Source organism: Cytobacillus kochii (assembly GCF_044790165.1).
Taxonomy (GTDB): domain Bacteria; phylum Bacillota; class Bacilli; order Bacillales; family Cytobacillaceae; genus Cytobacillus; species Cytobacillus kochii.
Map to the genome: position 1 here is coordinate 3,382,095 of NZ_CP085254.1, position 26,388 is coordinate 3,408,482.

At 36.1% G+C, this 26,388-nt stretch carries 25 protein-coding genes and 1 other annotated feature; of the genes, 2 read left to right on the forward strand and 23 right to left on the reverse strand.

What is annotated here, in order from left to right; translation table 11 throughout:
* Positions 1–66: 66 nt before the first annotated feature.
* Complete coding sequence (locus LG276_RS17270) at positions 67–459, forward strand: sigma-w pathway protein ysdB (RefSeq protein ID WP_224935796.1); 393 nt, start codon at positions 67–69, stop codon at positions 457–459.
* Between the two features lie 187 nt (positions 460–646).
* Here LG276_RS17270 and LG276_RS17275 read toward each other — a convergent pair whose 3' ends face one another.
* The 23 genes from LG276_RS17275 to LG276_RS17385 all read right to left on the reverse strand — a co-directional run bounded on the left by LG276_RS17275 (position 647) and on the right by LG276_RS17385 (position 25,016).
* Entirely contained in the window at positions 647–1,234 is a 588-nt protein-coding gene (locus tag LG276_RS17275) for a TVP38/TMEM64 family protein (RefSeq protein WP_224935795.1), read from the reverse strand.
* Between the two features lie 73 nt (positions 1,235–1,307).
* Positions 1,308–1,580, reverse strand: a complete 273-nt coding sequence (locus tag LG276_RS17280; protein ID WP_224935794.1) for a DUF1294 domain-containing protein — start codon at positions 1,578–1,580, stop codon at positions 1,308–1,310.
* A gap of 230 nt (positions 1,581–1,810) precedes the next feature.
* Complete coding sequence (rplT, locus tag LG276_RS17285; protein WP_224935793.1) at positions 1,811–2,170, reverse strand: 50S ribosomal protein L20; 360 nt, start codon at positions 2,168–2,170, stop codon at positions 1,811–1,813.
* Between the two features lie 25 nt (positions 2,171–2,195).
* Entirely contained in the window at positions 2,196–2,396 is a 201-nt protein-coding gene (rpmI, locus tag LG276_RS17290; RefSeq protein WP_095372326.1) for a 50S ribosomal protein L35, read from the reverse strand.
* A 15-nt stretch (positions 2,397–2,411) separates the two neighbouring features.
* Positions 2,412–2,915, reverse strand: coding sequence for a translation initiation factor IF-3 (infC, locus tag LG276_RS17295; protein ID WP_095372325.1), 504 nt, complete (start codon positions 2,913–2,915; stop codon positions 2,412–2,414).
* Positions 2,916–3,017: 102 nt separating this feature from the next.
* Positions 3,018–3,138 (reverse strand) — a sequence feature (ribosomal protein L20 leader region).
* 231 nt (positions 3,139–3,369) lie between these two features.
* Entirely contained in the window at positions 3,370–5,304 is a 1,935-nt protein-coding gene (thrS, locus tag LG276_RS17300) for a threonine--tRNA ligase (RefSeq protein WP_251162589.1), read from the reverse strand.
* Positions 5,305–5,630: 326 nt separating this feature from the next.
* Positions 5,631–6,503, reverse strand: coding sequence for a putative sporulation protein YtxC (gene ytxC / locus LG276_RS17305; protein ID WP_224935791.1), 873 nt, complete (start codon positions 6,501–6,503; stop codon positions 5,631–5,633).
* Between the two features lie 94 nt (positions 6,504–6,597).
* Positions 6,598–7,530 (reverse strand): primosomal protein DnaI, encoded by a 933-nt coding sequence (gene dnaI, locus LG276_RS17310; RefSeq protein WP_251162588.1) that lies wholly within the window; start codon positions 7,528–7,530, stop codon positions 6,598–6,600.
* A complete protein-coding gene (locus LG276_RS17315; protein WP_251162587.1) occupies positions 7,531–8,952 on the reverse strand; it encodes a replication initiation and membrane attachment family protein in 1,422 nt (473 codons plus the stop codon). It lies immediately after the preceding gene.
* A gap of 78 nt (positions 8,953–9,030) precedes the next feature.
* Entirely contained in the window at positions 9,031–9,492 is a 462-nt protein-coding gene (nrdR, locus tag LG276_RS17320) for a transcriptional regulator NrdR (protein ID WP_095372321.1), read from the reverse strand.
* Between the two features lie 149 nt (positions 9,493–9,641).
* Positions 9,642–10,025, reverse strand: coding sequence for an adenosylmethionine decarboxylase (gene speD, locus LG276_RS17325; RefSeq protein ID WP_095372320.1), 384 nt, complete (start codon positions 10,023–10,025; stop codon positions 9,642–9,644).
* A 482-nt stretch (positions 10,026–10,507) separates the two neighbouring features.
* Complete coding sequence (locus tag LG276_RS17330) at positions 10,508–11,533, reverse strand: glyceraldehyde-3-phosphate dehydrogenase (RefSeq protein WP_095372319.1); 1,026 nt, start codon at positions 11,531–11,533, stop codon at positions 10,508–10,510.
* A gap of 284 nt (positions 11,534–11,817) precedes the next feature.
* Positions 11,818–12,420 (reverse strand): dephospho-CoA kinase, encoded by a 603-nt coding sequence (gene coaE / locus LG276_RS17335; protein WP_224935788.1) that lies wholly within the window; start codon positions 12,418–12,420, stop codon positions 11,818–11,820.
* Positions 12,421–12,446: 26 nt separating this feature from the next.
* Complete coding sequence (ytaF, locus tag LG276_RS17340) at positions 12,447–13,088, reverse strand: sporulation membrane protein YtaF (protein ID WP_224935787.1); 642 nt, start codon at positions 13,086–13,088, stop codon at positions 12,447–12,449.
* Positions 13,089–13,188: 100 nt separating this feature from the next.
* Positions 13,189–14,022, reverse strand: a complete 834-nt coding sequence (gene mutM, locus LG276_RS17345; protein ID WP_224935786.1) for a DNA-formamidopyrimidine glycosylase — start codon at positions 14,020–14,022, stop codon at positions 13,189–13,191.
* Positions 14,023–14,061: 39 nt separating this feature from the next.
* Complete coding sequence (gene polA, locus LG276_RS17350; protein ID WP_251162586.1) at positions 14,062–16,698, reverse strand: DNA polymerase I; 2,637 nt, start codon at positions 16,696–16,698, stop codon at positions 14,062–14,064.
* A gap of 445 nt (positions 16,699–17,143) precedes the next feature.
* Positions 17,144–18,904 (reverse strand): two-component system histidine kinase PnpS, encoded by a 1,761-nt coding sequence (gene pnpS, locus LG276_RS17355; protein WP_251162585.1) that lies wholly within the window; start codon positions 18,902–18,904, stop codon positions 17,144–17,146.
* Complete coding sequence (locus LG276_RS17360) at positions 18,901–19,614, reverse strand: response regulator transcription factor (protein ID WP_224935783.1); 714 nt, start codon at positions 19,612–19,614, stop codon at positions 18,901–18,903. Before LG276_RS17360 ends, pnpS begins: the two co-directional genes overlap by 4 nt.
* Before the next feature lie 176 nt (positions 19,615–19,790).
* Positions 19,791–20,264: a MaoC/PaaZ C-terminal domain-containing protein gene (locus LG276_RS17365; protein WP_251162584.1), complete on the reverse strand. Its 474-nt coding sequence runs from the start codon at positions 20,262–20,264 to the stop codon at positions 19,791–19,793.
* Positions 20,265–20,476: 212 nt separating this feature from the next.
* Positions 20,477–21,418 carry a malate dehydrogenase gene (gene mdh, locus LG276_RS17370; RefSeq protein ID WP_404292449.1) on the reverse strand — a complete coding sequence of 314 codons (942 nt, stop codon included), beginning with the start codon at positions 21,416–21,418 and terminating at the stop codon, positions 20,477–20,479.
* A 206-nt stretch (positions 21,419–21,624) separates the two neighbouring features.
* Entirely contained in the window at positions 21,625–22,896 is a 1,272-nt protein-coding gene (gene icd / locus LG276_RS17375) for an NADP-dependent isocitrate dehydrogenase (protein WP_180317068.1), read from the reverse strand.
* 153 nt (positions 22,897–23,049) lie between these two features.
* Positions 23,050–24,168: a citrate synthase gene (gene citZ, locus LG276_RS17380; RefSeq protein ID WP_224935782.1), complete on the reverse strand. Its 1,119-nt coding sequence runs from the start codon at positions 24,166–24,168 to the stop codon at positions 23,050–23,052.
* 392 nt (positions 24,169–24,560) lie between these two features.
* The gene (locus LG276_RS17385) at positions 24,561–25,016 is read right to left on the reverse strand and encodes a DUF441 domain-containing protein (protein ID WP_095372309.1); all 456 of its coding nucleotides are present in this window, start codon (positions 25,014–25,016) and stop codon (positions 24,561–24,563) included.
* 209 nt (positions 25,017–25,225) lie between these two features.
* Here LG276_RS17385 and ytvI point away from each other — a divergent pair, with 209 nt between their 5' ends.
* On the forward strand, positions 25,226–26,347 hold the full coding sequence (gene ytvI / locus LG276_RS17390) for a sporulation integral membrane protein YtvI (RefSeq protein ID WP_224935781.1): 1,122 nt from the start codon (positions 25,226–25,228) through the stop codon (positions 26,345–26,347).
* Positions 26,348–26,388 lie beyond the last annotated feature (41 nt).

Below are 26,388 nucleotides of genomic sequence, written 5' to 3' on the forward strand. Positions count from 1 at the left end.
ACAAAGTTGAAACCTTTTTCGTTTTTATTCGTAAACACTTAAAAAATGTACAAAGGGGTATTCTTTATGTTATTGATCATTCGCCTATTACTAATCATTTTGATTATTTTGCTCATATATAGCGCCATTAAGTATGTTACAAATCCGATGCGTAAATTAGAAAAAGCCCATAAACAAAAAAAATACTTTTTTTATGACGACGCAAATAACGCTCAGAAAAATTTCTTCATTACTTATAAAGGGGTTATGTTTGAAGGTGAAAAATACCTAGGTACAACAGATAACTCCTTTGATGTGGTTTCAATTTTTATTTGGCCTCATCAGCCATCAGAGTTACAAGGACTTGTTGGCGAGGACTTTATGTTTATCGAAAGCAAATTAAAAAGTCATTATACGAATGCAAAAATCGACTGGAAGAGCCCTGTGAAAGAGCTAATGGATAAAAAGCGTAACCAGTGAAAGATGAGCCCAAACTTTAATCCCTAACAAAATTTTACAAATTTTGTTAGGGCTATATTTATAGCTCTCAGTAGCATTTGCTAGATTTTTACTACAGTCGGTATATTCCTCTTTTCTGCAATCAAATAATTCCCCTCTCAAAGCCAATAAACAAAAAAAGCCAGGATACACGACCCTAACCTTTCATTTATGAAACTTTTTTCACCTTTGTTGTTTTAAAAAATTCTTGCCATTTTATCACAGTCACTTTCTCTCTAATTAGATAGAGAAGAATGGACAAAGACAGTAGAATCATAACAATCATTGTTGGTGTAAATCTACTGATAAATTCACCAAAAACAGTATAAAAGATTGCTAATGGTATATTTGTTAACAAAGCACCTTTGCAGAAATCACGAAATTTCGGGTTTTTTTCTAGCAAGCAAAAGTTAAGTAAATGAAAATGAATAAATGGAATCAAACGAAGAATGGAAATTTGACCAATGGTTAAATTACGATATTCTCCAAACCATTTCTTTTTTAAATGAGATAGTTTTTCATGAAAGGTAGGAAGCTGATAAATTAATATATAAAAAAATAAACAAGATAACATTAACCCTACTAGAGATAAAATACTACCAAATAAACTGCCAAACAATACACCACCAGCAATACAAACAAGTGGCACAGGGATAAAAAGGAACTGCCGCAAAATATGAAATAAAATAAATGCGAATGGAGCGAGAATACCTGCTGTCTCAATAATCCCCTTTGCAAGAGCAAGATGTTCATTCACCTGATAAACGCCCACCTTCCATGAACTATAAGATTCTTGGATGTTAGTACATCATATGGCAACGGCCCTAAAATTATGCCCACTCCATGATGAGATAAACGAGGAATATCAACTGTAACACGGATAAGATAGGAAGACCAAGTTTAAAAGAAAAATGCTTCGTCTTATGTCTATAACGCCTCATTCCCCAAGTCATTCCTATAGCTCCAAACAAAAGAGCCACCAGCCATAGATTTTGCTCACTAATGCGGTATTCTCCCCTTTGCGCTTTTCTTTTATCTATTTTCATCATAATTGCTGCAATGCCATTCAGTATAAAAAAGACGATTATGATAGCAAAAATCATTCCTTACACCCCTATTCTCATGTCGTTATCAAAATTATAGCTGATAAAATAGATTAATTGTATTTATAAGTTCAAACTCGGTGCCAAAGGTCTTTTAGTTTCATACGCGTGAGATGCTCACTAACGTATATACTTGAACTTTGCAGGTGTTTATTTTGTCTCCTTTAATTTCAATAGACTAAAAATATAACAAAAAAAGCCACCCCCGAAAGAGCGACTCTTAAACTTTCTTATTTAGAAAGGTTTTGTTTTGCAACAGTTGCTAATTCTGCAAATGCATTTGCATCAGAAACAGCTAATTCTGCAAGCATTTTGCGGTTTACTTCGATACCAGCTAGTTTTAAACCGTGCATTAAACGGCTATAAGAAAGACCGTTCATACGAGCAGCTGCGTTAATACGAGTAACCCATAACTTACGGAAGTCGCGTTTTTTCTGACGACGATCACGATAAGCATAGTTGTAAGATTTCATTACTTGTTGGTTAGCAACTTTATATAAAGTATGTTTAGAACCATAATAACCTTTAGCTAATTTTAATACCTTTTTACGACGTTTGCGAGTAACTGTACCGCCTTTTACACGTGGCATAATATTTCCCTCCTATTTTGCAAGTTTACTTAAGTCCTACTAACATATTGCGGATACGCTTGAAATCACCTGTAGATACAAGAGTACCTTTACGAAGCTTACGTTTTTGTTTTTGAGATTTATTCGCGAACATATGGCTTCTGTAAGCGTGAGAACGTTTTAATTTTCCAGATCCTGTTCTTTTAAAACGCTTAGCAGAACCACGGTGAGTTTTCATTTTTGGCATGTGGAATTCCTCCTCTTACTTTTCGTTTTTAGGTGCAAGTATCATAAACATGCTTCGGCCATCCATTTTTGGATGAGATTCAACTGTTGCGACTTCAGAGCAAGCCTCTGCAAATCGAACAAGAACACGCTGTCCAATTTCCTTATGCGTAATCGCACGACCTTTAAAACGAATGGAAGCTTTTACTTTATCGCCTTTTTCAAGGAATTTGATTGCGTTACGAAGCTTTGTATTAAAGTCATGTTCCTCTATCGTTGGACTAAGGCGAACTTCTTTAACACTGATAATTTTTTGATTTTTACGTGCTTCTTTGTCTTTCTTCTGTTGCTCGAACTTAAACTTACCGTAGTCCATGATACGGCCTACAGGAGGCTTTGCATTCGGTGCTACAAGAACAAGATCAAGATTTACACGTGCGGCTATTTCTAGCGCTTCATTTTTAGATTTGATTCCTAGTTGCTCGCCATTCTGGTCAATAAGACGAACTTCACGGGCACGGATACCCTCGTTTAACAACATATCTTTGCTAATAGTTAGACACCTCCATGGTTTTATATGAACACAATGTTTGGGTCACTTTTCTAAAAGAAGCTTCCAGCTGCACCGAGTGATACAATCGAGGCAAATAAAAAAGTGCGGGTGAAGACACCCACACATTACGTACAATGTTAAAATTCACGTAAACCTGCTAACTGCCTAAAAGCGTCAATCAGGTGAGAAGCGGGCGCTTCTTCTTTACTCAAACTGTATTCAAATTACCTTAGAAAATATATCACAAAGCATAATATTTGTCAAATGGTATTGTTTTTTCACAACATAGAAAATGATATCAAAAGTTGCGGTGTTTGGCAACAACTTTTGAAATTTTTTTGTACCCACCTTTATCCAGCTTAACAACATGCATAAAATGATGTTTGAGTTAAGACATGGATAAAGATCCTTTGAACAATCAAATACTTGGTCTGTAATATTTTTATCCTCTTTGAACTTCCTTCTCAATCAATTGTTTAAATTCATTAAAGGAGATAGTTTCTGACTTTTGTTCTCCATATTTACGTACATTAACCGCCTGTTCACTTACTTCATTATCGCCGACAACGAGCATATATGGGATTTTCTGCATTTGTGCTTCACGAATTTTATAACCCATTTTTTCATTACGATCATCGATTTCAACGCGAATTCCTGCAAGCTGTAAATCTTCTTTTACTTTTTTCGCATAATCAAAATGGATATCATTTGAAACTGGAATAACCTGAACTTGAACAGGAGCTAGCCATGTTGGGAATGCACCTTTGTATTCTTCGATAAGGAAAGCAACAAAACGTTCCATCGTTGAAACAACACCACGGTGAATAACAACAGGGCGATGCGGCTTGCCATCTTCCCCAACATAAGATAAGTCAAAACGTTCAGGAAGCAAGAAGTCTAACTGAACAGTTGATAACGTTTCTTCTTTACCTAGAGCTGTTTTTACTTGTACATCAAGCTTAGGACCGTAGAATGCGGCCTCCCCTTCTGCTTCATAGTAAGGCAAGCCAATCTCATCCATTGCTTCTTTTAACATCGATTGTGCCTTTTCCCACATTTGATTATCATCAAAATACTTTTCAGTATCCTCAGGATCGCGATAAGATAAGCGGAACGAATAATCATTAATGTCAAAGTCTTTGTATACTTCGAGAATTAAATTAACAACGCGTATAAATTCTTCTTTAATTTGATCTGGACGAACGAATAGATGGGCATCATTTAATGTCATACCACGCACACGTTGCAATCCTGATAATGCTCCAGACATCTCATAGCGATGCATTGTACCTAATTCAGCGATACGGATTGGTAATTCTCTATAACTATGGATTCCTTGTTTATAAATCATCATATGATGAGGACAGTTCATTGGACGAAGAACAAGCTCCTCATTATCCATTTTCATTACAGGGAACATATCTTCTTGATAGTGATCCCAGTGTCCTGAAGTTTTGTAAAGTTCCACATTTGCCATAATTGGTGTATATACATGGTCATAGCCTAAACGCACTTCTTTATCCACGATATAACGTTCAATATTACGGCGAATTGTTGCACCTTTTGGTAACCATAGCGGTAACCCTTGTCCAACCTTTTGGGAGTTCGTAAAGAGGCTTAATTCCTTACCAATTTTACGGTGATCACGCTCTTTTGCTTCTTCAAGCAAACGCAAGTGTTCTTTTAAGTCATCTTTTGTAAAGAATGCAGTACCATATATACGTTGTAGCATCTTATTGTCGCTATCTCCACGCCAATATGCGCCAGCAATACTTAAAAGCTTAAATTCTTTAATTTTCCCTGTAGAAGGAACATGAACCCCTCGACAAAGATCAAAGAATTCGCCTTGTTCATAAAGGGTAACTGTTTCACCTTCTGGAATGGCGCCAATCAGTTCAACCTTATATTCGTCGCCAATCTCTTCATAGATTTTTAAAGCTTCGTCTCTACTCACTTCTTTACGCACAATCTCAATATTTTCATTGATGATTTTCTTCATTTCTTTCTCGATTTTCGGTAGATCTTCAGGTGTTAATGACTCCTCCATATCGATATCGTAGTAGAAGCCACTCTCAATAACAGGACCTACACCTAATTTAACGTTTTTATATAAACGTTTAATCGCTTGCGCCATTAAATGAGCTGAACTGTGGCGCATAATTTCAAGCGCCTCATCACTGCCTTGGGTAATGATCTCCACAGCCGCATCCTCTTCAATTGGACGACGAAGGTCGAATAATTCATTATTCACTTTACCGGCTATGGCTTTCTTTTTTAAGCCAGGGCTGATTGATGATGCGATTTCTTCCGTTGTTGTTCCTTTGGAGAACTCCTTTACTGCTCCATCTGGAAACGAAACTTTAATCATTTCTGACATCATAACTTCCTCCTTGTTTTTGAAAAATAAAAAACTCGCCCCTAAAAAAAGGGACGAGTATCATATACACGTGGTTCCACCCTACTTCTCACTTTTAAAAAGTGACTCGTAGCAAGTTAACGGTCTTGTTGCCGCCAATACTTAATCGACGCCATAGACATCTTTATGTATTGGAGTTCAAAGGTGGTAAGCATTCCATTCGTGTTAGGAAGATTGCAGCCTTGTCTTCCCTCTCTATAAACCGTAAAAGAATACCCATATCCTTATCATTACTGTTCATTGATAATTTCAATATGTAAGTATTATAGTTTTTAATTTACGGAAAATCAAGAGGGTTCACTTATATTTTTACACGCATGCTGTTTACGCATATTAAATTCACTTATATGAAGGGTTTTCAATCTCTCTTCAAAAATATTTTTAATTGTACGAACTAAAGGTTGTTCTTCACTTTCACTATATAAACATATTTCCTGAGGAGCGATTGAGAGTAATGGTGCGATTGTAACTGAATCTACATAGACAGGGTGATTAATTAATAGCCTTCGATCTATCATTGCCGTTAGATCCATTCGAGAAAGCTCCTCGAAATGCTGATTAAAAAAGCGGACTTCTTCACCTAAATATAAATGAATCGTGGGTAACTTACTTTCTCTATCCTTAATAAAGTCTCTTAAGGTTTGAATAAACATTTGATATTCCTGTTCCATTTTATATTCATCAATAGACAACTCAACATACTTTGTCATATCATCTAAAAGCGGTTTAAGACGAAACTTTATAAAAGCATCATAAGAAAAAGAGATATCATCATGCACTAGGCGATCTATAGCCGCTCGTAATTGCTCGTGTATATCCACTCTCTGTAAAAAAGTAGATAAATCTTCTCTTTGCCCTTCTAATATGGAATGAATGATTTCAAGAATTTGTTGTTGTTCTTCCGAATCTTGATAATAAAACTTCTCGGCCATTATCTTTCTAAACCAACTATCGCATTTACTCTCCATTAAAAAAGCAGAAAATGTTCGTTTTACTTCTTCAATAGATCGCCCACTGCATTGTTCAGGATACATTCTTACTATATATTGACCTTCATTATGAAGAATTGTCGTTTCGCCTTCCGTATAGTTCTGAATCCGGATTGCGTGCTGAAATAGCTCCTCAGCTTCATGCTTATTCCGGAAAATGATCTCTATCAACCAAATCCCCCCTTAACATCTATCTGATTCATATATATGGGAGACTTGGCCAAAATAGAAGTCATGAAGAAAAACTATTGAAAAATTATCTTGCCTAAACCCTTCGATTCGGCCCTTCGACAAGCACAGGATCGGTTAAATATTTAATTCTTTCCATTACTCTTCTTGCCTTCATCCGCTCCTCTTCCCCTCGCTGACTATAGGTCAGGTGATGTTCAAGTCCTTTATAATCAAAGTTTGAGGTGAAAAAAGTCGGTAACTTTTCAAGCATACGATATTGTAGAATCGGCGACAAAATTTCATCTCTTGTCCAACTTGACATCGTTTCTGCACCCATATCATCAAACATAAGTACAGAAGATGATCGAATAGCTTCAAGTTTATCATTTAAAGTCGAATCACTAATTGAGCTTTTCAGTTCCCTAAATAATTCAGGCACATAGACAATCATTGATGAAACTTGCTTCAAGGCAAGTTCATTGGCAATCGCACCTAATAAATAGGATTTACCGACACCAAATTGGCCGTATAAATATAACGCCTTCTGACCATCGCCCTTTTTAAAATTCATACAATAGCTAAGAGCTTTATTGACCGCTTCCATTCTTTTTCCATCATCGTTGTACACCGTATCAAAAGTTGCATTTAGTATGTCTTTAGGGACATATAAACTTTGAATCAACTTCTCATTTTTTCTTTTTTCATCATGGATTTGCTTTCGTGGGCATTTATCATATTTAATATCAATCAGGCCACGTTCAATGACGAGCTCTGGGTGGTAGCCTTGCATAAAATTGATACAACTATCTAGGCTCGGACAGCGATTACATTCTTTACTTAGCTTGCTATATTCATACAATTTAATTAAGCTTCTTTCAACCATATCTGCTGACAATTCATCCTTATGTGCCGTTAAAAAGGCTCGGACATCTGAATCATTTAAAGTCTCTGCTCGTTGCTTTTCATATCTCGTTTTAAAATCTTGATTTCCTGCAAGTTTTTTAAGCGTATCATTGATTCTTTCCATCTATTGTCCACCCCCGTTTCTTCTTTTCATTAGTTCTTGAAATTCCTTCATATTAAGATCTACATGATCATCTTTCTTATCCTGCTTCTGTTGGTCGACAGTCTCATTTTTACTTGTTTCCTCGTCAAACCAATCAGGTAAAAGCTCTGTCCTCGTGACAGCTTTTTTCGTATTAGATTTGGATGAACGTTTCCCTACTTTTTTATTCTCTGCCCATTTCAAATATTGTTGGTGCTCTTTCTTCGCCAGAGCCATGGCATTAGCCGTAGTTTGAATGCTCTTTCTCGCCCAATGACTAGCGATCGTTTCCACATATGCCTTTGTCAGCTTTTTATCTGTTTTACGCATCACATAATCAATCAAAACATTCATCACACCGGGAGGCAACTTTTGGTGAAACATCACATCTTCAAGTATTTTCAATTCCGCTTTTGAAGGTTCCGCCCCCCCAGATAAATCTTTCAAAAATTGAATAGGGGAAGTTGTATCAAAGTATTGAATAAGCTCTTCTTCTTTACTTTTGGGCTTTTCAGTTATTGAGAGACTATGAACAGGCTGAGTTTGTGTAATTAGTGATGGCAATTCGTCACGATGATTCATTTGATACCAATCCCTTGCCGATTTCCGCAATTCATCCATCTCAACTTCATCATCTTCGTTCATCGCGCTTATAATAATATTCTTCATTTCCATAACATCAATATCATATAAAAATGCCAAATTACTAATGGCATCCTTTACTGTTTGCGTAAGTGCTTTTCGGGGAACAAGTGATTCACTAAGGCCCGCTTCCAATAACGAGAAATTAAATGTTTGCCATGGGATTTGAATTTTATTCGCTTCCATTCTATCTACCCATTCACCTTTTGGAGAAACAGATAAGTCATCATTATACTCTTTAGCAAGCTGGTGTCCAGATGTATAAACCTCATGAAAGGCTGTTGTTACATCCTTATAATCAAGAGGAAGGTTTGAATACTCCTCATCACTAAAAAAACGCTTTAGTCTTGTATATTGAGTTTTACCGATTTTTTTATAAAGAAAGATATTGAGCATACCATCTAAGAAAAATGTACTTGGAGAAAGGGGGGGCTGTAATTGATAAATAAATTCACGATTTTCCCCTTCTTTCACATAAACTTTTAGCAAGCCAATTCCTTCAAGTTTTTTTCTTGCTTCATAAATTTCTTTTAAACTTAAGTCCATCATACTCATCAGACCATGATGGTTACGCGAAGATGAAGACCAAATACGGTTTTCCTCCACTTCCATCCATAAGGTCATATATAAACTGTACGCAATGGTCCCAATAAGTGGCTGATAAAGAAATACTAAGATTTTTCGATCATAGTCATGTAACAGCCCATTTAAAGCCACTGTATAATGATCACTAGGGATGACTTCAGTCCAATGCTGGGCCATGAAAAATACCTTCTTTCTTTCATATCTTGAAAAAAATGAGCAAAGAAGCTAAATTCACTTTAGCCTATTTGCTCACCTTTACGCTTGTTCCTTCTTCATTAACTCTTTTAGCTCTTCTATAAATACATTAATATCTTTGAATTGACGATAAACAGAAGCAAAGCGAACATAGGCGACATCGTCAACTTTCACTAGCCTGTCCATAACCATTTCGCCAACATCATCACTTTTCACTTCTGATACTCCGTTGCTTCTTAATTCCTTCTCAACTTGAAAAGTGATATCTTCTAGTTCTTTTAATGCAACCGGTCGTTTTTCACAAGCTTTTATTAGTCCACGCAATATTTTCTCTCTGCTAAACTCTTCTCTTGTTCCTTCTTTTTTCACAACAATCAAAGGAATTTCCTCTACCTTTTCAAAAGTTGTAAACCGATAACCACATTTTTCACACTCTCTTCGTCTTCGTATCGATTTACCTTCATCAACAGGACGAGAGTCTAGCACACGAGTATTATTATGTTGGCATGAAGGACATTTCATACAATCAACTCCGTCTCATCTTTACATTCCTAAAATGTATCTTTACTTACTATCATATAAAAAAGGAGTTGTTAGTACAAGTAGATATGTTTTTTTCATAATAAAAAGAGTGCAATTATTCGCTTGCACTCTTGAAGACTTCTTCTTTATTATAACACATTGGCTTTTGTTGCGTTCTTAACTTGAACAGGACCCATTCCACGAGGAATTTCTATATTCTCACGTGTATCAGCACCTAAAGCTTCTGCTATATAGTCAGCCGCGATATGAGGATTAAGATCACCGCAAGTATAAACATCGATGCTTGCATAGCCATGCTCCGGAAAACTGTGTATAGTTAAATGCGACTCTGAAATAATGACAACCCCACTTACACCTTGTGGTGCAAATTTATGGAATGCCACCTCTCGCACTTCTGCCCCTGATTTTAGTGCAGCTGCTACAAATGTTTGCTCAATAAATGACATATCATTCAATTTTTCAAAATCGCATCCCCAAAGCTCTGAGATGACGTGACGACCCATTGTTTCCATATTCAAATTTCCCCCTTTACTAATTGACATGAATTTCTACTGGGCAAAGCATATAACTACCACGGGGGAAAGTTAGTCCAAAGAGGTCCTAACCCTTTAAGTAGCCATTTAGCGCCTTACTCGTTGAGAAGTTCACGATTTTTAGTATACTTTGTTTAATGTTCTTTTGCAATAAATCCTAGAAAATTTATTTAAGTGAATTTCAATAATAATTACATTTTCACATAAAGAAAGGTGACTAAACATTGTTATCATCAGTGTTCATCCCCTCCATTAAGCAAGGGAAATGTCACAATTTATTCAAATTTTTCATAGACATCATTCAGAAATACGTAACGAAAAGACAATCAAAAAGCTTTTTTATTTAAAAGATTGCCCCAACCTGTGATCATCTATGTAGTAATCAGTTTAACATTTCATTTTATCTACATAGTAAAAATGCAAAAAATAGGCAATCCCATTAAAGGATTGCCTACATAAAATTATGCGTTCACTGCAGATTTATTTAGTTCTTCAGCTACGTATTTCACCAAGTCAACTACACGACAAGAATAACCCCACTCGTTATCATACCAAGCTAAAACTTTTACTTTATTCTCACCAATCATCATTGTGGAAAGCCCATCAATAATAGCAGAGTGTGGATTTGTTGTGAAATCAATTGAAACAAGTGGTTCTTCTGTTATATCTAATATACCTTTTAATTCATTTTGTGCCGCATCTTCAAACGCAGCATTTACCTCATCAATTGTTACATCCCTCTTTAAGTCAACAACTAAATCAACAAGTGATACATCTGGCGTCGGCACACGAAGAGCCATACCATGTAACTTGCCTTTTAATTGTGGTAACACAAGAGACAATGCTTTCGCTGCTCCTGTTGAAGTAGGAATAATTGACTGCGCGCAAGCTCTAGCACGGCGAAGATCCTTATGTGGATTATCAAGGTTCTTTTGGTCATTTGTATACGCATGTACAGTCGTCATTAAACCGTTTTCAATGCCGAACTTATCTTCTAATACTTTTGCAACTGGCGCTAAGCAGTTTGTTGTACAAGAAGCATTAGAAATGACATCATGTTCAGCAATGTTAAGCGCTTCATCATTTACGCCCATCACAATGGTTACATCTTCATTTTTCCCTGGAGCCGTTAAAACCACTTTCTTGGCACCTGCATTTAAATGAAGCATCGCTTTATCTTTCGAGTTGAACTTACCTGTAGCTTCAACAACGATATCAATCTCCATTTGTTTCCAAGGAAGTTCCTCAGGGTTACGATTGCTTAGTAATTGAACTCTTTTTCCGTTCACTACAAGCGCATCATCTTCGGGAATCACTTCACCTTGGAATGCACCATGAGTAGAATCATATTTAATTAAATGTGCTAACGTTTCTGGTGGATAACTAGCATTTATTGCTACTACTTCCAATGTATCATCAAGAATGGCCTTTCTAAACACCATTCGTCCTATTCTCCCAAACCCATTAATCGCTATTTTCGCCTTCATCTTACGGCCCCTTCCGTATAAATGTTATACTTTTTTAACCATTTTCATGCTAATAGTATAACATATTAACCACAAAATGTGATGAGCAAATTGCGGATATTTTAAAGTTCCACTATTCAGAAATATTGTGCATGTAAAGAAACCATAAAACGCGTGACATTACGTGAAAAATGCATCGTTACGCCCTATTTCTTTAGCGGAAAAAAATAATCCACTTATTATTGTGGACGAAAAGGGTGGAAATATTACTAATGAAACGTAGAAGTCTAAGTAGTAATTGTGTTTTACTGTTTATCTTTTAATTGTAACAGTAAATCATCTAGTTGCTTCTCTGTACTTGCGAGATCGCCATTATTATCAATTAAAAAATCCGCTAGCTGTACTTTTTCTTCCAATAGCATTTGTGATCGAATACGTGCATTCGCTTCTTCTGCATCAAAACCATTTCTCTCCATCAACCGCTGAAGCTGATTTTCTTTATTAACATACACTAAAACGGTGTAATCCACCATATATGTGAGTTTACTTTCAAATAAGAGCGGAATATCTAGAACGACCATTTTTTCACCATTAGCAACTGCTTCGTCCTTTTGCTCGTTCATTCTCCTCCTTACAGCCGGGTGGACAATACTGTTGAGCTTCATTCTTTCCTCTTCACTATAAAAAACAATGGAGCCCAATTTTTGACGGTTAATCTCCCCATTTTCAAGAAGAATCTCTTGGCCAAAATGAGAGACAATTTCATCATAAGCAGTCGCACCTTTTTCAACTGCTCGTTTCGCTTCAACATCTGCATCTATTACTGTAATCGCTCTTTCTTTAAACATGGTGGAAACCGTGCTTTTACCGCTTGCAATTCCACCAGTGAGTCCGATAATAACTGTCATTCTTACTTTCACACCTTTGTCTCAAATTAAATTTTCCAGATTCCAAGTATAATTAAAATTAACCCTGGTATAAACGAACATCGTTGCATCCATTGAGATTTAGAAAATATCGAGCCAATACTCATCCCACCAAAAACAAACAAGGAACTCATAACCGCAACACATATAGCTAAATAATATGGTGAATACCCCAGCATAGCCGCTCCAATGCCTGCACCAAACGCATCCAGTGACAAAGCAAATCCTAATAAAAAGGCTTCAATACCAGTAATTGTACCTGACTTATCAATATCGGCTACCATCGGTTTTCTTAAAATGTTAATAACTACACCCAAAGACTTGATTTCAAAATTCAAAAGAATTTTCTCATGTGGAAGAGCATCCTTATCCTTTTCCTTTTCAGGGCGGAAAAACTGATACAGTACCCAAGCACCTAATACAATAAGGATGATACCTCCAATACTGTTTGCAAAAGCAGGTGAGATAAACTTTGCTATTGTATGACCAATCCCCATTGAAATGAGAAGAGTAAAAGCTGAACAACAAGCAATAATTAAAATCGATTTAATTGGAATCTTCATTTTTCTTAATCCATACGTTAAACCTACACTAAAACTATCTAAGCTAACAGCTATAGCTAGTATGATAAGTGTCATCATCTGCGTCATTTAAAAGAGCTCCTTCCATGAAATGGCTAACATATTATATGGAAGAAGCCCATCCAATGTTATCTATAATCTAGGCTAAGATGACAAAAGAAAAATGTGGTTATTTTATTTTCGGCTGACATTGTGGACAATAAACAGTCCCACGTCCTCCAGCAATGATTCTCTCAAGCGGTGTAGCACAAACTTTACATTCCTCTCCACGCCGCCCATACACAAATAGCTCTAACTGAAATAATCCTATTTGGCCTTGGGAGTTCACATAAGAACGTATCGTACTGCCGCCTCGTTCCACCGCTTCGGACAGTGTTGCTTTAATTTCCGTATAAAGCTTTTCTACTTCCTGTTTTGTTAATGTTTTAGCAGAGCGCTCTGGGTGAATACCTGCTTTAAACAAAGATTCATCGACATATATATTGCCCAAGCCTACAATTAGTTTTTGATCCAAGAGAGCCGCCTTAATGGGCCGTGCTGTCTTATTCAATACATTTTGTAATATATTTGGCGAAAAGGCATCTGATAAAGGTTCTACACCTAATTGTGAAAGTGGTAGTTGACCAAGCTCATCTCCGCGCTTAAATAAATGCATGGTGCCAAATTTGCGCACATCTTTATACCTTAACTCTGTTCCATCCGTAAAGGAGAAAATCACATGTGTATGTTTATCAATCGTTTCTGATTTCGGATAAACCCCATATCTCCCTTCCATTCGTAAATGAGAAACAAGGGCTAAATCATCTGTATAAAGAATCAAAAATTTTCCGCGACGGGCAACCGCTTTAAATGTCTCCCCTTCTAACGCCTTTGTAAATCTAACGACATCGTCTGGTTCTTTCACCATTTTCGGCCAGTGTACCAACACTTGGTCAATAGTCTTTCCGATAATCAACTCTTCTAAAGTTCTTCTTACTGTTTCTACCTCAGGTAATTCAGGCATTCATAATGACTCCTTTTTTCAATCCGATTGTGAACTCTCTTACTTCGCATCAAACCATGTTGGACCGTATGAATAATCTACTTTTAACGGTACTTTTAACTCTACGGCATGCTCCATTACATCTGGAACAATTTCTTTCAGCTTTTCTATTTCTTCAACCGGTGCTTCAAATATCAGTTCATCATGCACTTGTAATAAAAGCTTGGATTGTAATTGTTCATTCTCTAAGCGATCAGCCATGTCAATCATCGCTTTTTTAATAATATCTGCGGCACTTCCTTGAATAGGTGTATTCATAGCCGTTCTTTCCGCAAAGCTGCGAAGATTAAAATTTCGACTTGTGATTTCCGGTAAATATCTACGACGGTGAAGTAAAGTTTCTACAAACCCTTTTTGTTTTGCTTCTTGCACAATATCTTCCATATATTGTTTAACTGCAGGGTAGCTTGTTAAATAGCGATCAATAAATTCTCCAGCTTCTTTTCTTGTAATAGATAGACTTTGTGAAAGGCCGTAATCACTTATCCCGTAAACAATCCCAAAGTTAACTGCCTTTGCATGACGCCGCATATTTGCCGTCACTTCTTCTTTAGAAACATGAAAAACTTCCATAGCTGTCTTCGTATGGATATCTAAATCTTCCTTGAATGCAGAGATTAGCTTTTCGTCACCTGCAATATGAGCGAGAACCCTTAATTCAATCTGTGAATAATCTGCTGCAAAAATAACCCAATCTTTCTTTGAAGGAATAAATGCTTGTCTAATCTTTCTACCTTCTTCTAAGCGAATCGGGATATTTTGTAAGTTAGGGTCTGTAGAACTTAATCTCCCCGTTTGAGTTAACGCTTGATTAAAACGGGTATGCACTTTATCTGTTTCTTTATTGACCACCTTTAGTAAACCTTCAATATAGGTGGATTGTAGTTTCGCTAATTGACGATATTCAAGGATTTCTTTGATAATCTCATGTTTGGATTCTAATTTTTCTAATACATCTGCTGAGGTAGAATAGCCCGTTTTTGTTTTCTTCATAACTGGCAAACGCAGCTTATCAAATAAGATTACCCCTAATTGTTTCGGAGAATTAATATTAAATGCTTCTCCAGCATAGGCGTGAATTCGATTTTCAATGGCCGCAAGTTTCTCTAATAGCTCTGTTCCCATTGAACGCAGGCGTTTCAAATCCACTTTAATACCTGCCGATTCCATATCAGCAAGGATCAATGATAAGGGTAATTCTAATTCGTAAAAAAGAGCAGACTGCTGGTTCGTTTGCAGCGACGTATCCAATTTTTCATAAAGCGAATCCATTGCCACTGCTTTCCTTATAATATGAGGAGCAAGCTCTTCTTCCTTTGGAATACTCCTTTTTGCTCCTTTCCCATAAAAAACTTGGTCAGATTGAACTGCAGAGTATCCGTGATTACGCGCAATAGAAGCTAAATCTTCAATTGTTTCAGAAGGGTTGATAATATAAGCTGCTAAAAGGATATCAAAGTGGATACCTTTTAAATGAATACCATGATGTCTTAGTGAGACTTCAGACCTTTTCGCATCATATACGATCTTTGGAGAGGCATCATCTTCTGCCCATTTTTTAAACACATTCGATTGACAAGCGTTTTTTGTTGAAATAAAGAAGTGTCCATTTTTGTTTGTGACTGCTATTCCAAGAATATCTGCGTAATGATAATTATCCTCTAACACCTCGATATATAATGCACTATCTCCATCCAACTGTTCCTCGGTAAAATCAGTAACAATCTCAAAATTAATTTCTTCAAGCTCGGCCGTTTCGTCTTCTGCTAAATCAAAGCTTATTTTTTCTAATAGAGAATTAAAACCGAGGTCTTTAAATAAATGATATAGCTTATCTTCATTCCATCCTTCAAAGGCTATTTTATCTAGCTCTACTTCAATCGGCGCTTCTCTTAAAATTGTTGCTAATTCTTTACTCATTAAAGCTTGGTCTTGAAATTCCTCTAACTTCTCTTTTAATTTGTTGCCACTCACTTGATCTATCGATTGAACTAATTGTTCTAATGTACCAAACTCCTTTAATAATTTTAGTGCGGTTTTCTCCCCGACACCTGGCACACCCGGGATATTATCGGAGCTATCTCCCATTAGCCCTTTCATATCAATAATACGTTCAGGTGAGATACCATACTTTTCCTCGATATGCTGAGGGGTGTACTCTTCTATATCAGTAATCCCCTTTTTCGTAATTCCTACTGTTGTCTTTTCCGAACTTAGCTGTGTTAAGTCTTTGTCCCCTGAAATGACCTTTACTTCAAAATCATCTTGTTCAGCTTTTAAAGATAGCGTACCAATAATATCATCCGCTTCATAATTCTCTAGCTCATAACGAGCAATTTGATAAGCATCTAGTAACTCTCTAATCACCGGGAACTGTTCTGAAAGTTCTGGCGGCGTTTTTTGCCTTCCACCTTTATATTCAGTAAACGTTTTATGTCTAAACGTAGTTTTACCGGCATCAAATGCAACAAGAATATGAGTAGGTTTTTCATCTTCCAAAATGCGCATAAGCATCATCGTAAATCCATAGACTGCATTCGTATGTATGCCTTTATCGTTATTTAATAATGGAAGAGCAAAAAAAGCTCGATAAGCAATACTATTTCCATCTATTAAAACGAGTTTTTTCTTTGTCATCTCGCCACCAACCTCCTTCGCTTCTCACAAAGTCATTGAATATACTTCGAAAAAAGCCATTATCTATTCTATATTTTATCATGTCTAAAAGAATAAAGAAAAATTAGGAATAGAAATTCATGGGGCTATTGTTCTTTAACGTAAGAGATTTACAAATTTCGAGGAAGTATAGGGTATTTTTGGAGGTGGAAACTGTAGAAATTTTTAGGTGATGGTCACTTTGTTAGCGCATAGCAGCACAAATTACAATATTATAAATAGCAGATGTTTAATATCCATCCTTTTATTTCATGTTTATCTCAGACTAGAACTTCTTTTTAAAAAAAGAGAGAGCGGGGTAGCTCTCTCTTCTTCACATCATGTGATGAAGGGGTTTTACAATACTAATTGTAACCCCCTATTGTTAATGACATAAAAAAACAATGTAAACTTTTTGTAAAACTCTTTATTCGCTATCAGGTAACTTCTTATAAAACGTAAGTAAAAAGGCCGTGCCCTTTCCACTCTTGCTTTCAACAGAAATCAATCCCTTATGTGCTTCTAGTAGATGCTTCACAATTGCCAGACCCAGACCTGTACCACCTGAATTTCTACTCCTTGCTTTATCTACTCGATAAAACCTTTCAAAAATTCGCGGAATCTCACTTTCTTTAATGCCTATCCCCGTATCCATTATTTTTATATACACTTTTTGTTGATCTTCTGTTACACGAATAGACACTTTACCTTCATTTGGCGTGTAAGAAATAGCATTGGAAACAATATTAAGGAATATTTGCTTGATTCTGTTAACATCAGCTTCCATTTCGATTATTTCATCTTCACATTTATAATCTATGGTAATTTCTTTATCCTCCGCACGTCTTTTAACCATCATTACTACTTCATTTAAGACACCAATAATATTCACCTCTTGTATAGAAAGGTGAAATCCTTGTTGCTCAATTTTTGATAAATCAAGCAAATCTTGAATGAGTGTTTGTAATCGTTCACTTTCTTGGAGAATAATCGTTAAGAATTGATTAAGGGCATCTTGATCATCCATTGCTCCATCTAAAAGCGTTTCTGAGAACCCTTTAATAGAAGTTATAGGTGTTTTTAATTCATGTGAAACATTCGCAACGAAATCTCTTCGCACCTGCTCTAATTTCTTTATCTCAGTAATATCATGGAAAACCAAAAGTACACCTTTCCAAACATCATTCGTGCCGATAATCGGAACACCGTAGACTTCAAAATGTTTTCGATGAATGCCAATAAGGATTTGTATTTGCTTTCTTACCTTTTGCTCTGTCATAAATAATTCTTCAATAAGCTCAGTGATTTCTTTATATTCAATGACATTATAATACAGTTCGTCCATGTATTCTGTCACATCAGCATGAAAAACTTCTCTATATGTACGATTCACAAGGTTAATATAACCTTTACTATCTATTAAAATTAGCCCACTACCCATGTTTTCAATGAGTGTACTGAGTCTATCTTGATGCATCTCTCTCGATTTCTCCATATCTTGCAAATTACGTGCAAGAATATTAATTGAGCTATTTAACTTACCTGCTTCACCGACATCATTATCATAGGTTCTTGCCCGATAATTTCCTTTCGCTAATTCAATAGCCACTCTCGTTGCAGAATCAATCGGTCTTGTATATCTATTCGTAATAGCAGCTCCTAAGAATATAATTAAAATTAATGCTAGGCTAAGACAGATAATTAGGATCCACCAGATTTGCGAGTAACCACTTTTTACTTCATCTATTTCGGCACTTAAAAATAAATAATAGGAATTCGTACCTTCATTTAATTCCTTCCAAAAGTAATGATAATCGTCGCCTACCACTTTACCAGCCTGCTCATCAGAGTCAGCTGCACCTAATATTTCATTTATTGTCTTACGGTTTTTCATTTGAATTTCTTTATTCACGCTATCAAATATCACTCGATCATTTGCATTGGCAATAGTAACATTAACACCTAACCAGTTAGCAAACTGGTCGACCTTCTCTTGAGTGAGTTGTTCAATTCCACCTATTTCCTCAATCTGGCCTGCTACTAGCTGAATCTCTTTAGATAATCGTTCATCTATAACATTTATATAATAGGATTTAAATAGCTGACCTAATAACAAGCCTAAACAAAGTAAAACAGCGATAATCAACGTAATGATAGCAAAAAATAGTTTTGAACGAAAAGTTTTCATTCAGGCTTAGGCTCCTCTAGCTTATAACCAAGCCCACGAATCGTTTTAATATATGTTGGTTTTTTTGAATTTTGCTCGATTTTATCTCTTAAGTGACTAATATGAACATCTACAATCCTCGTATCACCCGCAAAATCATAATTCCACACAGCACTCAGTAATTGATCGCGTGTTAATACTCTACCTTTATTTTTGGCAAGATATAATAGTAGTTCAAACTCTTTTGGTGTCAGCTCAAGTAATTCGTCTTGATAATAGACCTCATATCTATCTGGATAGATTTTCACTCCAGCTATACGTATACTATCATCCTCATCTTCTGAAACAGGTTCGTCAAATTGAGCTTGTGACCTTCTTAAAATGGCCTTTACCCGCGCAACGACTTCTCTCGGACTAAATGGCTTTGTCATATAATCATCTGCACCTAGCTCTAAGCCAAGAACTTTATCGAACTCATCGTCTTTTGCAGTTAACATGAGTATTGGTGTATTCACTTTCTTTTGTCTAATTTGTTTACACACTTCAATTCCATCTAGCTTAGGTAACATCAGATCTAACACTATTAAATCTAGCTGTTCACTTAAAGCAAGATTTTTGCCTTCTTCTCCATCAGATGCTGTTAGTACTTCATAACCTGCTTGTTGCAAATTATATTGTAGTAACGTTACAATTGACTGCTCATCATCAACCACTAGAACTTTTTTATCCATAAAAGCCTCCGATAAATAGATTCCCCATTAGTATAAACCAATTACTTTAGTAAAACCCCTTATATAAATGTATTATAATATAAAAAAGAAAAAAAAGCGTGCCCACGACAAAAAACTAAGCAGTATAAATTACTTTTGCTTAGTTTTTTTGGTTATCTATGCCTTACCATTCATGATTAGAAGTTTTCTAGCACTTTACTGTTGAGACTCTCAAGTGGATAGGGTGGACATACTTTCATTTGGCCATATAAAACCGTTTCATTTTCTTCATTCGTTGCTTGTACCTTCATTTCAATACTATGCTTCTCTTCATCTACATGAATTACTTCCATCAAGAATTCAATTGTAGAATAGTGATAAACAGGTTTAACATATTCTAACTCTTGCTTAAGTATGTGGCTACCCGGTCCAGGGAGATATTTTGAAACACTAGATGAGACCATACCATTCAGCATAATATTGGGTACAATTGGTTTTTTATAAGGTGTTTGCGAAGCATAGTCATGCTGTAAGTATATGGGATTGGCATCATCTGTTAACCCTAGATATAATAATAAATCCCTATCTTCTATTTTTTCCGTAAAGGTCAGCTTCTCTCCAACCGAAATTTCCTCAAGTCTTCTACCTATTTTTCTCTTTTTCCCTAACATGGATGCACCTCCGATTTTTGTAACCGCTTGCAAAAGATGAAAATATAAACTAATTTTTCTGTTTATTTATAATTATATTAACATTTTATTTTAATAAGTAAAAGAAAAATAGTAATAATAATTTTCTTTCTATTATAAAGTTAACAAAAAATAAGCGAAGCTCAGGTAAAAGACTGAACTTCGCCAACAAGTACTTTCTTTATATATTAGGTTTACGACAATATCGATATCACCTGACGCACCGACTCAGCTGACTGATCTAGTGCATCCTTTTCTTCTTTTGTTAAATCTAATTCGATGACTTTTTCAATCCCATTTGCACCAAGGATTGTTGGCACACCTAAATAAATGCCCTGATAACCAAACTCTCCTTCTAAATAAGCGATTGCAGGAAGTATTCTTTTTTGGTCCTTAATCATAGCCTCTGCCATTTCTACTAAGGCTGCTGCAGGTGCATAGTAGGCACTACCATTCCCTAATAAACTTACGATTTCTCCCCCACCCTTTCGCGTTCGATCGACAATTTGTTCTAAACGATCTTTGGAGATTAATTTTTCTAAAGGGACACCGCCTGCATATGAATACCTAACAAGTGGAACCATATCATCTCCATGACCTCCGAGCACAAATCCTGTTATATCTTTTATAGAGATCTGTAACTCTTGAGCCACAAACGTACGGAACCTGGCACTATCGAGCACGCCCGACTGGCCAATAACTCGGTTTTTAGGAAAGCCTGTTTCTTTAAATATTGTATAAGTCATCGCATCCACTGGATTTGATAACACAATAATAAGTGAATCGGGAGAATACTGTGCAATTTCCTTCGCTACATTCTTCATAATCGTTTCATTTGTTTGAACTAAATCTTCTCGGCTCATTCCTGGCTTTCGTGCAATTCCAGCAGTAACCACTACAATATCTGAATCTTTCGTATCTTCATAGTTTGCTGTACCTAAGATATTTGCATCAAATCCTTGAACTGGACTTGCTTCTAACATGTCTAAAGCTTTTCCCTTTGTCGGATTTTCCATTTGGGGAATATCAACTAATACAACATCTGCTAATTCCTTTTGTGCCAATAAAAATGCAGTCGTCGCTCCAGTAAAACCGGCTCCGATAACAGAAACTTTCTTACGCTTGAGTGTAGACACTTGCAACATCTCCTTATATATACATTTACAACTATTCAATTTATAACCGCTTCTTATGAGATTAAAACATGAGGAAACAACTTAATTTCAGATATGATGGAAATTATCTTCTACTGAATTTTGCATCGCAATCAATAAGGATGAGGTTTTTGAATAAAAAGAAAAGCAGGCTCAATTTTTAAATTGAACCTGCTAGATCAAGTTAATTAGTCCATGTTTTTAATTAGGACATCACCGAATTCAGAACATTTCACTTCAGTAGCTCCGTCCATTAGACGAGCAAAGTCATAAGTTACAACTTTAGAAGCAATAGATTTTTCCATAGATTTTTCAATTAAATCAGCCGCTTCATTCCAGCCTAAATGTTTAAGTAAAAGCACACCTGAAAGAATAACAGATGAAGGGTTTACTTTGTCTAACCCTGCATATTTAGGAGCTGTTCCGTGTGTAGCTTCGAAAATCGCATGTCCAGTTTCGTAGTTGATATTTGCTCCTGGAGCAATACCGATTCCACCAACTTGTGCTGCTAACGCATCAGAAATGTAGTCACCGTTAAGGTTCATTGTTGCTACTACATCAAATTCCGCTGGACGAGTTAAGATTTGTTGTAAGAAGATATCAGCAATTGCATCTTTAACGATGATTTTACCAGCAGCTTCAGCATCAGCTTGTGCTTTGTTTGCTGCATCTACGCCACTTTCATCTTTAATGCGGTCATATTCAGCCCATGTGAATACTTTATCGCCGTATTCTTTTTCAGCTAGTTCGTAACCCCAGTTTTTAAATGCACCTTCAGTAAATTTCATGATATTACCTTTGTGTACAAGTGTTACTGATTTACGACCTTCGTTGATTGCATAGTCAATTGCAGAGCGAACTAGACGAGTTGTTCCCTCTTGAGAAACAGGTTTAATACCGATTCCAGATGTTTCTGGGAAACGAATTTTATTGACACCCATTTCATCTTTTAAGAAAGAGATTAATTTGTTTACTTCATCTGTACCTTTAGCATATTCAATACCTGCATAGATATCTTCAGTATTTTCACGGAAAATGACCATGTCAGTATCTTGTGGACGCTTAACTGGTGAAGGAACACCTTCAAACCAGCGTACTGGACGCAAGCATACGAAAAGATCTAACTCTTGACGCAATGCAACATTTAAAGAACGAATTCCTCCACCAATTGGTGTTGTAAGTGGTCCTTTAATGGCGATTAAGTATTCATTAATTACATCTAAAGTTTCTTTTGGTAACCATTCGCCTGTTTGGTTAAATGCTTTTTCACCAGCTAAAACTTCTTTCCAAGCAATTTTACGCTCACCTTTATATGCTTTTTCAACCGCTGCATCTAATACACGAGAAGCAGATGCCCAAATATCCGGCCCAGTCCCGTCACCTTCGATAAAAGGAACGATTGGTTCGTTTGGTACATTTAAAACACCATTATTTACTGTAATTTTTTCTGCTGCCATAATAATTTCTCCCTCCAATTTCCTTGTGTTAAAAGTAACACATCACAAACTTATCAGAATCAAAGGCTAGAAGGCAAACCCTCTAACCTTTTACTGGTAGCTTGTTTATCTTTATTTATTATTATCATCTGTATTGAAAAAACTCAATAAAAAAGTTTACCCTCTTTGTTCAACAGGAACGTAAGCTTGCATTCCTGGACCTGTATAATCAGCACGAGGACGGATTAAACGATTATTAGAGTATTGTTCTAAAATATGAGCTAACCAACCAGATACACGGCTAACTGCAAAGATTGGTGTAAAGAGATCGTGATCGATTCCTAAGCTGTGGTATACAGATGCCGAATAAAAATCAACATTAGGAGGAAGGTCTTTCTCTCCAGTCACAATTCCTTCAATTTTCGTAGACATTTCATACCAATGTGGTTCGCCTGTCAATTCTGTTAATCTCTTAGACATTTCTCTTAAATGTTTCGCTCTTGGGTCGCCTTTTCTATATACACGATGACCGAAGCCCATTATTTTATCTTTATTTGTTAATTTTTCACGAATAGCAGGTTCAACATTATCTAATGTCCCGATTTCTTTAAGCATTTTCATTACAGCTTCGTTAGCACCACCGTGTAGAGGTCCTTTTAATGCACCAATAGCTGCTGTAATACCTGAGTACATATCAGATAATGTCGCAACACAAACGCGAGCTGTAAAAGTAGAAGCATTTAATTCATGATCAGCATGTAGAACAAGTGCTTTATTCATTGCTTCAACTGCTACATCTTCTGGTTCTTCCCCATTTAACATAAACAAGAAGTTAGCAGCAAAACTTAATTCCTTTTTAGGAGCAATTGGCTCTAAGCCTTTTCTCACACGCGCAAATGCAGCAACAATAGCTGGCATTTTTGCTTGTAAACGGATGGCTTTTCTATAGTTCGCATCCTCTTCCATTACATCAGCTTCTTCATCATAAAGACCAAGAAGTGATACAGCGGCGCGAAGAGCTGCCATTGGATGAACTTGATCAATTGGATAAGTCTTAAAATGAGCAAGTACCTCTTGTGGCAAATTCATATTTTCTGCCAATTGTGCTTTTAATTCATCTAGTTGTGATTGTGTAGGTAATTTACCATGCCATAATAAATAGATGACTTCCTCAAAACTAGCATTCTCTGCCAAATCATCAATGTTATAGCCTACATATGTTAAAGTATCATCAATGATTGAACTGATAGCAGATGTAGTAGCTACTACACCCTCCAGACCGCGTGTCGCTGTCATAACAAACCATCTCCTTCTTTGAAATATTTTCCCCAAACCCTCTGTCTGCATGAAACTTATTCATTAAGTTGTTATCAGATAAACCTGATAGCTCTATTGGCTATTGTAGCCGATTTAATCCAGCCAATATGTATTAAGCTGGGAGACAGACTAAATGACATTCTTAGTCAGATTTCCATCTGACAGAACAATCTCTGAACGTATGCTCAGTACAAACATGTACAAACAATAATGAAAGAAAATGCTTACATTTTCTTTTTGGTATAAAGTATCTACTATTTTCATAGACTCAACTATCAAACCTATTTGTACATGTATATTATAAACAATTATCTGACTTTTGTGAAACGAAAAATTCATAAAAATACAAGTGATTGATAGCTTTCTACCAATTATTGAATATACTCAAATATCTTCATGAATAAATAGGCGATACCCGCTCCAATTAGCGGACCGACTGCTACTCCTTTAAATAGTGTAATAGCTAGAATTGTTCCTAGAACAAGAGCAGTCGTAATATGTGGATCTTCTGATAGGAGGGTAAGCCCACCCTTTGCTAATAATGCAACGATAATGCCTGATATACAAGCAACCCAAGCATAAGGTGATTTAAACGCATCTGCTAGATCTTTGAACCCGATTGCTCCACTTGCAATAGGGGCTAAAACAGCAATCGTAATAATCGTTACACCCCAATTAATACCCTTACTTTGGATAAATGAAAACACTTTTAACTCTGTTCCGACTAATTTTAACAATAGGAGGACAGCAATCGCAAATATAAGAGATTGATTTTTAGCCACAATACTGATAGCTAAAAGCAGTAGTAAAAACAGGAATGACTCCATATTCTATCTCACCTTCCTGCTAATGATGTTATTTTAACATAATTTCGAAAAAAGATAAAATTAATTTCTATTTCGCTCATTACGCCACTAAAGATAATAAGGACAAAAGAGCATATTTTAGGTTAAAAGATTAAAATTAGCGTCTAGAAAACAATGTCAGATTATTCAACCTTTTTCACTTAAAATCCATTAAGGAGGAGCGCCGAACAATGACAAGTGCCCTACATTACCAAATCATGAGATTCTTTTTTGTCTTAATCATCATCTTTACTTTATTATCTGCTAGTTTTTACTTGTCATCCATTGCTTATCCTTTTCTAATAGGGTTGGGTATCGCATACATCATTAATAGGACGGTCAATTTTTTTCAATATACATGTAAAATACCACGATCTTTTTCTGTTTTCATTTCTTTAACATTACTAATAGGTGTTATTCTGGGCGGCGCAGTTATTTTGATCACTGAATTGGTCTCTGGGGCAGCTCACCTATCAAAAGTTGTGCCAGCACATGTACAAGTGTTTATTACACATATAGAACACTGGATCGCCAATCAATTTATGCCTGTGTTAAATAAACTAACCAGTTTATTTAACCATCTAGGAACAGAACAACAAGCAAGCGTTATGGCCAATATAGAAGAAATAGGTAAGAATATTGGACAATCATTAGGACTTTTTCTGCAATCTTTTTTCGAAAAGCTTCCTGCATTATTCTCATGGATACCTAATGCAGCAACTGTCATTATTTTTTCTCTTTTGGCTTCATTTTTCATTAGTAAAGACTGGGAAAAAATAAAACTATTTTTTCTTAATCTGGCACCTGAATATGTAAGACGCAGTAGCATTACCGTCTTCACTGACCTGAAATCTGCCCTTTTTGGCTTTATAAAGGCACAAGCAACTTTAATTTCAATTACTACTCTTATCATCTTGTTGGGCTTATTAATATTAAACATAGATTATGCGATGACAATCGCCATTATCGCCGGTATGGTTGATATTCTTCCTTATTTAGGAACAGGTATCATCTTTATTCCATGGATTATTTATTCCTTTTTTATTGGTGAAACGACCATTGCAGTTGGACTCTCTATCCTGTACGTTATTATTATTGTCCAAAGACAAGTAATGGAACCAAAGATTTTATCTTCCAATATTGGTTTAGATCCATTGGCGACTTTAATCGCTTTGTTTATTGGCTTTAAACTATTTGGATTCCTCGGACTCATAATTGGTCCAATTATTCTTGTCATCCTTTCTACTTTGTACAGAGCAAAAGTATTCACAGATATTTGGCTTTATATAAAAAATGGAAGAGAGGAGAAGTAGAAGACAGCCATTATAATAGATGCTAAATTTGAGGGACTCCT

Coding starts and splice junctions, on each gene's coding strand:
- LG276_RS17270 (WP_224935796.1), top strand. CDS start 67: ATGTTATTGATCATTCGCCTATTACTAATCATTTTGATTATTTTGCTC.
- LG276_RS17280 (WP_224935794.1), bottom strand. CDS start 1,580: ATGATTTTTGCTATCATAATCGTCTTTTTTATACTGAATGGCATTGCA.
- rplT (WP_224935793.1), bottom strand. CDS start 2,170: ATGCCACGTGTAAAAGGCGGTACAGTTACTCGCAAACGTCGTAAAAAG.
- rpmI (WP_095372326.1), bottom strand. CDS start 2,396: ATGCCAAAAATGAAAACTCACCGTGGTTCTGCTAAGCGTTTTAAAAGA.
- infC (WP_095372325.1), bottom strand. CDS start 2,915: ATGTTGTTAAACGAGGGTATCCGTGCCCGTGAAGTTCGTCTTATTGAC.
- thrS (WP_251162589.1), bottom strand. CDS start 5,304: ATGTCAGAAATGATTAAAGTTTCGTTTCCAGATGGAGCAGTAAAGGAG.
- dnaI (WP_251162588.1), bottom strand. CDS start 7,530: ATGGAAAGAATCAATGATACGCTTAAAAAACTTGCAGGAAATCAAGAT.
- LG276_RS17315 (WP_251162587.1), bottom strand. CDS start 8,952: ATGGCCCAGCATTGGACTGAAGTCATCCCTAGTGATCATTATACAGTG.
- nrdR (WP_095372321.1), bottom strand. CDS start 9,492: ATGAAATGTCCTTCATGCCAACATAATAATACTCGTGTGCTAGACTCT.
- speD (WP_095372320.1), bottom strand. CDS start 10,025: ATGGAAACAATGGGTCGTCACGTCATCTCAGAGCTTTGGGGATGCGAT.
- LG276_RS17330 (WP_095372319.1), bottom strand. CDS start 11,533: ATGAAGGCGAAAATAGCGATTAATGGGTTTGGGAGAATAGGACGAATG.
- coaE (WP_224935788.1), bottom strand. CDS start 12,420: ATGACAGTTATTATCGGACTCACTGGTGGAATTGCAAGCGGTAAAAGC.
- ytaF (WP_224935787.1), bottom strand. CDS start 13,088: ATGACGCAGATGATGACACTTATCATACTAGCTATAGCTGTTAGCTTA.
- mutM (WP_224935786.1), bottom strand. CDS start 14,022: ATGCCTGAATTACCTGAGGTAGAAACAGTAAGAAGAACTTTAGAAGAG.
- polA (WP_251162586.1), bottom strand. CDS start 16,698: ATGACAAAGAAAAAACTCGTTTTAATAGATGGAAATAGTATTGCTTAT.
- pnpS (WP_251162585.1), bottom strand. CDS start 18,904: ATGAAAACTTTTCGTTCAAAACTATTTTTTGCTATCATTACGTTGATT.
- LG276_RS17360 (WP_224935783.1), bottom strand. CDS start 19,614: ATGGATAAAAAAGTTCTAGTGGTTGATGATGAGCAGTCAATTGTAACG.
- LG276_RS17365 (WP_251162584.1), bottom strand. CDS start 20,264: ATGTTAGGGAAAAAGAGAAAAATAGGTAGAAGACTTGAGGAAATTTCG.
- citZ (WP_224935782.1), bottom strand. CDS start 24,168: ATGACAGCGACACGCGGTCTGGAGGGTGTAGTAGCTACTACATCTGCT.
- LG276_RS17385 (WP_095372309.1), bottom strand. CDS start 25,016: ATGGAGTCATTCCTGTTTTTACTACTGCTTTTAGCTATCAGTATTGTG.
- ytvI (WP_224935781.1), top strand. CDS start 25,226: ATGACAAGTGCCCTACATTACCAAATCATGAGATTCTTTTTTGTCTTA.